Below are 9,125 nucleotides of genomic sequence, written 5' to 3' on the forward strand. Positions count from 1 at the left end.
TTGAACACCGGTGCCAGACGCTTGACGATCGACTCACGGTTATTTCGTAGGAACTGGATCCGCTGAATGGGTCTGCTGCGGAAAAAAATATTCAGAAACGGCCTGACCGATACCAGCAGGACATAGCCAAAAAGAATAATGTACAAGGAGATTACCGACGATTCGAACACGTACAACGCCAGGAAACTATAACCGAGTGCCTCGCTGAGAAAAATTCCCACAAATAGAATCCCGCCGAGGCGCAACACCCATTCGTTCGGGGCCGCCGGTGACGAAGTGGTGCTTTTGATGGTCGGCCGGAACCAGAAGATCGCAGCGGTCAGGGCGGCAACGGATACGAAAATTCGAAACAGAGGCATCGGCAAAATGATCAGCCGGAAGAGCATGGTGATGCCAACGAATACCGCCAGCCCATAGAACAACCGCCCTTCCCATAGGCGGTCCTCGATGCCGCCCAACAATGCCGCCCCCGAAACGGCGATGATGATCCCAAGAATCAACCCCCAGACCGGTGGGGTCGCATTGAACGCCCCGATGAAAATGAAAAAGCCGATAAAGGCACCCGCGGCGATGGGTCGGCGGGCGAGAATACCCTGACCCGCATGTGTTTCCAGGTATTGACGGTTGCGCCGGATTACACCGATGATGACCGACATGAGCAGAATCTGGGCCATGATCACCCATGTCCCTAGAATAAGAAACGTGTTGCCCGGCCAGGCCACCCTGCGGATACCTTGACTCAATTCCACCACTATCTGTCGATTGAACGGCTTGTAATAGGCAGATGAAAACAAGGGCGGCGTCGTTTGGGTAAGGTACTTCAACGGCGCCTTGTCAATAAACCGGTCTCCGATAGCGCTCAGGGTGTGGATGCGGCTTTGGATGTCGATGGAATCGATTTGGGCGGTCAACAGCCGGTCGACGTTTTCAGTGATGATTTGTTGGGCGCTGTCGATGGTCTGGCTGGCTGTATCAACGGCAGTCGATACACTGGCGATGGTCATCCGGGGCGGTAGGGCCGCCTGCAGTTCAAGCCAACGGCTCTGCTCTTCATCCCAGAATTGCTGTGCCTGCTCAAGGTCGTCTATGGCCGATGTTATCGGCCCAAGAATCTCTTCAAATGCCTTCTTCTCAGCATTGTGGATAAATTGCCAACTGGTTACATAATCGAAATTCAGGTATAATCGATCCGGATCGAGCAATTTTATTTTCGTTTCAAGCACCGCCAAGTTCTCTTTGATGGCGGCAAAGGAGCCGGCGGACGCATCGGCGTCTGGAAAAGCGGCAACGCGATTTTCCAGGTCAGTCAGCCGCACTTTCAATTCGGCGGCCCTCACGATCATTCCGGCCACCGTCAGCGAGGGAGCGGTGGTATTTTCCTTTAACGCGGCTGGCGCGGTGGATTGAATGTCTTCTGCGTGCACGTTCGCAGGCCATAGACAGACAAGGCATGCCTGAAAAAGTATAAACACGGATATGCGTGGGTTACGGTATATGATAATTTTGTTCTCTGATTCAGGTTTGTGTGCTTTGGATTTATATGCCAAGATGGCTGATAATTGAACAGTCTGGTTCTCTATTTCGTCGAAATGAAATTCTGACAAAATGGTTCTTTTTGCCGCTGTCACACTCAGGGGTAATACCTTCTACATCTGGCTTTCAGGAGCGATTTTCATAAACCAGGCCTTGAAACGGCGCCACCATCTTGTCAACGGTTCCTTGGTCTCGATCACATCTTGGTTGTCGATCCGGGCGTGCCATTCAAGCTTACCCTCGTCGTTTTCGAGTACCCGATAGGCAAGGGTCGACATTCGCTCATCACCGTTCTTTGTATACTCTCTGGCCATGGGTTCAGAGTCAATGAGCAAGCCCATCTCGGCGTTGATTTCGATCGAACGCGGATCAAGATTCAGAGAACCGATGAACATGTATCTGTGATCAATTATAATGGCCTTGGTATGCAGGGTAAGCGCATTTGGATCATCTTCATTACCGCTCAGTTCACGGGCCGCGTTGGCACGCATTTCATACAGTTCGACACCAGCTCTGATGACATCCCGGCGATAGCGCGCATAAGCCGAATGCACCGGCACATGATTGGTCGAAGCCAATGAATTGGTCAGGATCACAACCCGCACCCCCTTGGCCACAAGATCACGAACAAACTGCACACCGCTCTCACCGGGAACATAGTAAGGGGAGATAAAGATGATTTCTTTTTCCGCGGCTTCCAAGATTTGACCCAGGTCTTGGGCGAGTTTCATGTGCGCTTCGTCAATCACGTTTACCAGTTTGTCGGGATCGTCGGACAGCACCCTTGCCGGTCCAAAATACAGCGGCTTTCGATCTGCGATGAGATCCTGAAGCAGCTGGCTATTTAGCGCTTTTTTATATACGGTATCATAGATGCCATCTAGTTCTTCGGCGATGTCCGCCCGAATGGTTCCCAGATCTTCACTTTTTTTATCCTTGATGAATTGTTCGATGGGCACGGCAAGTGAGTGGTTCCAGTATTGGTCGAAGGATTCAGATATTGCTGCCGCTATGGGGCCCACCGCCAAAACGTCGAAGTCGACAAACACCGCGTTTTCTTTGAGCTGAAAGTATTCATCGGCAATATTTCGTCCACCAACGACGCTGATCGAATGGTCCACCGTAAATGATTTATTGTGCATGCGCCTGTTCGCCCGATTGAACTGGCCGACAAAGTTAAACACATATATGCCGCTTCGGGAGACGGGGTTGAATATCCGGATCTCGATATTGGGGTGTTTATTGATCAATAGAAAACTGTCATCAGGAACGGTAGTAAAGACGTCATCCAGCAAAAAACGGATTCGAACACCCCGATCCGCCGCTTTGAGCAGCGCGTTGGCCATCACAGCCCCTGCAGTGTCGTTTTTCATTAAAAAATACTGCAGATCGATACTTTTTTCTGCTTTTTCGGCCAACCGGAGTCGAGTTCCCAAAGCGTCCATGCCTTGAATTAGAGGATAGAAACCGGATTGATTGACATGTTGAGCGGTTTTGTTAGCAGCGTATTTGCCCAACACCGTATCATCCGTATCGGTGATTGCTGTGCTGTAGGATTTTGGTTGTTCTAAGGATACCGTCGCACAACCGGCCAATAGTCCGATAAAAGCGAATATTACGGAAATTTTGCATAACCTAAAAGTCGTCATTTCAAGACCTCCCAATAAACAACCGAACCGTCCCAATTTTTTTTGCCTTACCCCAGAGCTTCCCGGGGGGACTCACGGCACTGACATACCAGTTTCAACGGGAGACCGTCAGGACGAATCCTCCGTAGGATCCTCCGCAGGAAGAAAGGACGCGGCCTGCGTGAACCGCCTCGCCTACAGCACTAAACCTTACACCAAACGGATCCGTTTTTCCCAACTCTCATCATTTTTCAATTTCGTGCGCAACAATATCAATCCTGATTCAAAAAACCCATGTGATAGGCCCATGATCCGGAAGCTTTACTAGGAGAGGGTGACCTCAAGATGGAAAATTACCGAAAAGGAAACCATCGACGCATCATTTTTCGCACCACCAAAGTCCGCAATCGTTTAATCCTCGAATTGATGGCTCGGGGGGTATGCGCATCGGTGAAGTGCTTAAGCTCCGGAGCCCGCTGTTTCCTTCCGTTATCAACCTATAGTCCTCGGACTTCACCTTCTGACCTCAGCTCTCAGCCTTCGGACTTCCACCTAATCATCCGGGTACATTGCGTTGATCGTTTCCTCGTATTGAGTGATTGCCAAATTCTTTTTGAGTTTCATCGTTGGCGTCAGCAAGCCGTTTTCGATGGTGAACTCCGGTACGATGGTAATCTTCTTGATCGTTTCGAAACTGGCGAAATCCTTGTTCTTCTCGGCCACTTCCTTTTCGATCATCGCCCGCACCTTGTCGTTGGTCATCAACTCTTCCAGTGAGTTGAAAGTGATGCCCTGGGTCTGTGCCCATTCCGGCACATTGTCAGGATCGATGGTGACGATCGCGCTGAGGAATTTCCGCTTGTCGCCGATGATGCATATCTGGTTGATGTACTTGGACGTGGCGATGACCCCTTCTATGGCGGACGGTGCAATGTTTTTACCGCCGGCAGTGATGATGAGATCCTTTTTCCGACCGGTGATTTTCAAGAAATTTTCGCTGTCGATCTCACCCAGATCGCCGGTGTACTGCCACCCGTCGGGTGTTATCGTTTCAGCCGTCTCTTCCGGCATTTTATAATATTCCTTCATGACGTTTCTGCCACGATAACTCACCTCACCGTCGTCGCCAGTTTTCTGCTCGATGCCGGGACCTGGAGGGCCGACCCAGCCGAAACGATAGTTGTCGAAGCGGTTGAGATTCGTAAACGATGTGTTTTCCGTCATACCGATGCCCTCAAGAATCAGAATGCCGGCGGCGTGGAAGAACTTGGCAATGGAGGGGTTCAACGGTGCTGCGCCGCTGATGCACCATTTGACCCTGCCGCCTAATGCTGCCTGCACCTTGCTGAAGACCAGCTTGGTGGCCAATGCATACTTGATTCCCAACCCGAAGGGAATAGGCTGTTTGTTGAGTTTGCAGTCGCTGACCGCTTCTCCCACTTCACAGGCCCACCGGAATATTTTCAGTGCTACGCCGCCCTTTGCTTCCGCGCCACTGATGACCTTGGAGTAGACTTTTTCGTAGATGCGGGGCACGCTGGCAAACCAGTGCGGACTGGCCACCCCGATATCTTCGACGATGGTTTCCATGCTGCGCGTGAATGTCGTTGCGCAACCGGCAAGCAGGGTGGCGTATACACAGGTGCGGGCGAAGACGTGAGCCAGCGGCAGGAATAAAAATACTTCCTCCCCTTCGCTGATATTGGTGCTGCCTTTCACCGACTGGGCCGTAAAGGTGATGTTGTCGTGGGTCAGCACCGCGCCTTTGGGAACCCCTGTCGTACCGGAGGTGTATACGATGCCCGCCGGGTCAGGCGGTGTCACGGCGTCCGCCCTTGAATCGAAATCGGCATCGGCGACATCCTTGCCCAACGCCAGGAAGTCTTCGAAGCTGATGACCCAATCGTCTGCCGGTACGTCTCCGGCAAACAGAACCACCTGGCGGATGTCGGGAATCTCGGCCCGGATTTCCATCAACTTGGCCAGTTGTGCATTGTCCTCGGCGAAAATCACCACCGCATCTGAGTGATCGACGACATAACGGACATCCTTGGGCAGGTTGGACTGGTAGATGCCCACCGCCACCGATCCGATGCTGGTGATGCCCATATCGCAGAGCACCCACTGATAGCGCGAATAGCTGAGAATGTTGACCTTGTTGCCTTTTTCCACCCCCAGCGCCATGAGCGATTTGCCCACCTGTCGGACCTGACCGTAAAACTGATTCCAGTTCACCGAATCGGTTTGCCCAGGCTCCGTAAACCACTTGTAGGCGGTGGTCTCACCATATCGGTCGACCGTTTGTTTAAGCATGGCGTGCATGTTGGAATAATCGATAAACTTCATATGGTTTCCTCCCCCTTTGTGCGGCAAAGGCCTGCCGCGGTCCTTATGCGTTGCACATAAAACTCCCCCAAACAACTCATACCACAGCGCGATGAACCTTGTCCATGCGGAGGCGGAATCTTTTGAGCTTAAGGTGAATTCGCGGAAATAGTCCGCTCCTGCAGGGCGGCGATACCAGATGCCCTATCATTAAGTACTCTTTCAGAGGGGGGAGATTTTGTTTGAAGGAAAAGTCTGAGCATTTTCGAAACCGCAGGCGAAGCAGACGCTAGATTGCGGCATTCCTAAAAACGGCTTTGCCAGGGTGCGATGCGGGGATTGCGGCTGCGAGTATCTGCTCGCTTTCTCGTGCAAACGCCGCCACTTGTGCCCGTCATGCCACCAGAAACGGGGTGTAGAATTCGGTGATTGGTTGTAAAGGCGGTTCCGCACCGACACGTGGTGCTCATTATCCCGAGAATCCTGCGGCGCTATTTTCTTTATGACCGTAAGCTGCTGTCCGAACTCAGCCGGTGCGGGTGGGCGTCGCTTAAAACCTACTATAAAAGTGGAGACCCCATCTCAGGAATTCCTGAAGACAGGGTGTGAATTTCCTGTTCGACCTTGGCGCCTTGACTCCTGATCCCACCAGCTTTTGCAACGTTAGAGATACTTCACCGTTTAAAAAGAGGAATGGACGACGGACACAGGTCGTTCATCTCCGCCAAATCCGCTTGAGAACAATACCCTTTGGATAGGTAGCCCCGGTCCAGGCCCTTCTGGGTGATGGTCTGAATGTGAGTGTGGTAAAACCAGTTGCCGTTTTCGTGGAAATCACCGATCTCGGCAAAAACCGCACCGGCCTCAAAATCCTGGCCGGCGACCGGCAGACGCGATTTGCACAGGTGGCCATAAAGGCTGTAAAACGTTTCGAAATGGGGATTTGCGTGTTTCAACAGTACCCAACCACCGTAGTTGCCCTCCCCTTCCTCATACCCGCTCTGTGCGACAGTGGCGTCCAGCGGTGCATGCAGGGGCGTACCCAGGCCGACGATCACATCCAGGCCCAGATGGATGAATCGCTGGTCGGCCACCATCTGCGGGCAGTCCCCGAGCAGGGTGTCACGCCGCTCCAGGTAGGGAGAAAACCCCCATCGGTATGTCGACCCCATCTTCTCGTCAAGGACCCGTTGAAACCCTTTCTGATCTCTTACATCCAAGCTGCGGAGAAGCGGGCTGTTGGGAGAAAGATCCGCGACATAAGGGTCCCCCTGCAAACCGGTGAAGACCGGACGGTGGTCAATGTTCTCGTTGAAAAGCAAAAATGGATAGTACATCAGGCCTCCTGCCTAAGACAAGGCAAAATCCGTGGTTTTCAGCAAGCCGGCAATCGGCACGACGGGTTTACCGTCGACATCTTCCGACACATCAGCCGGCCAGGTAAAATCAGGCTGCATGGCGGTAAAATAGGATAAATCGTAAGGCAGCAGTTTGACCGAAAGGTCACCGTCCCGGCCAAGGATGGTAGATGACAAGCCGAAATCAACCTCTCCCAGGACGGTGCGGATGATGTACCTGGGCACCTCACGACCGCTGCCTTCCCGCCGCACCCGCGTGGCGATATCGACCACATCATACAGGGCCACCGGGTTATCCCGGTTCCAACGGTCCTGGACAGGCAGACCGGCCACATAGAGGTGATGAAATTCAATGCCGGCTTTCCGGCAGCCGTAGGCAAGTTGATTGATGGCTTTCGACGTATCATTTATCCGGCCCAGCAACGGAGTGTTGCAATAAACCGTAATGCCCTTGTTGTTCAACTGCCGGGCCAGTCGCTTGTGTGCTGGTCGGAATTCCTCGGCAGCCAGAAACTGGGTCTCTATTTCCAAGCGCAGGGGAGACACCATGGTCAGTTTGTTCAGGTGGCCAAGTTCATCGATCACAACAGGGGTGTACCTTTCCGGTTCATAATTGAACTTGAGACTGCGCAGCCGTACCGCATTGACGTGGGGTATCTTTTCGAGTGCGCGAACGATGCGGCGGATTCTAAACAGGGAGTCGACGGCATCCGTTGCAGAAACGATCACCACATCGGTGATGCGGTCCTCGCCGCGAATAATGTCAAAATCCTCATCGAGAGCCTCGGTATCCATCTCCACCCGGGTCTCATGGACGCGAGAAATCATCGAAGACCCGGTATCTACTATCGATGGCGCAATTTTCTCACCGCTGCGGACCATCGGCAGTATTGTCTTGGTACTTTGCGGCTGAGTCGTCACACCACCGCCAGGCCGAGGTGGCCGCGCGCCCAGAAAGAGCGATTCATCGCCAATTTGGGCCATGTACTGGATGTCGATGGTGCCCTCGTCGTTGATGCGAATATTATCCAGATCGTTGGCAATGGGCGCAAAGCGCTTGAAATACGCGGGCGTGTAGGGCGTTCGAATCCACATGAAGTTCTCGTTTCCCGCCACCGGTTCCACGGCCCAGCCGCTGGTATGCCAGTCCATCTTGCCGATGGGGGTGGCCGTGCAGATCCTGGGGATCACGCGATCGGACAGGTGCGCCCGTAGGTAGTTGCCCACGGCCAGCCCTTTTGAAATCGGCGACCAGTATACGTTGTTTCCATGGATGGGCCTGCAGGGGATGTAAATATAGTGAAGTTCCGCACCGGCGCCGCGCAGCAGGCTGAACAACCGGACCAGTTCGGGGCCCTCGTCGTTGCAGCCATTCAAAAACGGCGTCTGGACGTATACCGCAATCCCGCTTTTTACCAGATCGGAAATGATCATCAGGCTCTGCGGTGAGATTTCATCGGGATGAATGAAATGGGTAGCCACTTCCATGCGCTTGCCGCGCTGCTGAAGGTCGAGGTTTTTTCGTTTCAAGTAGCCCAGCAAGGCCGCATCGTCAGACAAAAACAGATGGGGGTAATAGGCGATGGAACGGGTGGCCAGGCGCAGGGTCTGAACGTGGTCGACCTCCATGAGGCCGTCGATGGCCTGGGCCATGTTTGCCCGGTTCATGAAGGGGTCCCCGCCGGTGATCACGATTTCTTTGATGGATGGCGACGCTGCGACATGCGCGACCGCTTTTTGGACACCTGCCGGAGTGGGGTTGGTTTCGTTGCGGGAGTCTTTGTGCTTGCGGAAACAGAATCGGCAGTAGACCGGACAGCTCATGTTGAGCAGAAAAATGACCCGGTTCTGATACATCTGCTCCAGCAGACCTTGGTGGAACTGTCCGATCCAGGTGTTGGTGTGTCCCGTGTTGTCCAGTTCCTGAACGAAGGGTAGATACTGATAGGCCACGTCGCCGGATACCCGCATCTGGCGGATCGTGTGCATGGAGAGCCGGACCGGGTACGTATCGATAACCGACTGTATGTCCGCCTGATCGGCCTCTGGGATACGGATATTGGCAACCTTTTCCAGTTGTTCGGTACTTTTTATGGATAGGAATTTATTACCGGGCAGGACGACTTCCAGAATGGCCATGAGCATCAAATGAGGCAGCTCGATGCCGTTGACGGCAATCTTTCGGGTGCCGTCGGCCGTTGCCAATTGAGATAGCAATTCGGAAAAAAACCCTTCGGGATTTCCACTATGCCCGCACACGTCGAGTAGCCGACTGAGCTTA

At 53.2% G+C, this 9,125-nt stretch carries 6 protein-coding genes; 1 reads left to right on the forward strand and 5 read right to left on the reverse strand.

The window, feature by feature from the left end:
* From QNK41_RS18515 to QNK41_RS18525, 3 genes are all read right to left on the reverse strand, one after another.
* A partial coding sequence (locus QNK41_RS18515; RefSeq protein ID WP_319259907.1) for a hypothetical protein occupies nt 1-1,424 on the reverse strand: 1,424 nt, incomplete at its 3' end.
* 222 nt (nt 1,425-1,646) lie between these two features.
* Entirely contained in the window at nt 1,647-3,218 is a 1,572-nt protein-coding gene (locus QNK41_RS18520; RefSeq protein WP_319259909.1) for a phospholipase D family protein, read from the reverse strand.
* Nucleotides 3,219-3,713: 495 nt separating this feature from the next.
* Nucleotides 3,714-5,507, reverse strand: coding sequence for a long-chain fatty acid--CoA ligase (locus QNK41_RS18525; protein ID WP_319259911.1), 1,794 nt, complete (start codon nt 5,505-5,507; stop codon nt 3,714-3,716).
* Nucleotides 5,508-5,811: 304 nt separating this feature from the next.
* On the opposite strand from QNK41_RS18525, the gene QNK41_RS18530 reads away from it, so the two are divergent.
* Nucleotides 5,812-5,925: a transposase zinc-binding domain-containing protein gene (locus QNK41_RS18530; RefSeq protein ID WP_413815180.1), complete on the forward strand. Its 114-nt coding sequence runs from the start codon at nt 5,812-5,814 to the stop codon at nt 5,923-5,925.
* Nucleotides 5,926-6,160: 235 nt separating this feature from the next.
* On the opposite strand, the gene QNK41_RS18535 is transcribed toward QNK41_RS18530, so the two are convergent.
* Together QNK41_RS18535 and QNK41_RS18540 are read right to left on the reverse strand one after the other, a co-directional pair.
* Entirely contained in the window at nt 6,161-6,823 is a 663-nt protein-coding gene (locus QNK41_RS18535) for a peptidoglycan DD-metalloendopeptidase family protein (protein ID WP_319259914.1), read from the reverse strand.
* A gap of 12 nt (nt 6,824-6,835) precedes the next feature.
* Nucleotides 6,836-9,125: 4Fe-4S cluster-binding domain-containing protein (locus QNK41_RS18540; protein ID WP_319259916.1), on the reverse strand; the 2,290-nt coding region annotated here is incomplete at its 5' end.

This window comes from Desulfosarcina sp., from assembly GCF_033791525.1.
In the GTDB taxonomy this organism is placed as follows: domain Bacteria; phylum Desulfobacterota; class Desulfobacteria; order Desulfobacterales; family Desulfosarcinaceae; genus Desulfosarcina.

Bases quoted from the DNA above. Each gene is read 5' to 3' on its own strand.
- QNK41_RS18525 (WP_319259911.1), bottom strand. From the start codon at position 5,507: ATGAAGTTTATCGATTATTCCAACATGCACGCCATGCTTAAACAAACG.
- QNK41_RS18535 (WP_319259914.1), bottom strand. From the start codon at position 6,823: ATGTACTATCCATTTTTGCTTTTCAACGAGAACATTGACCACCGTCCG.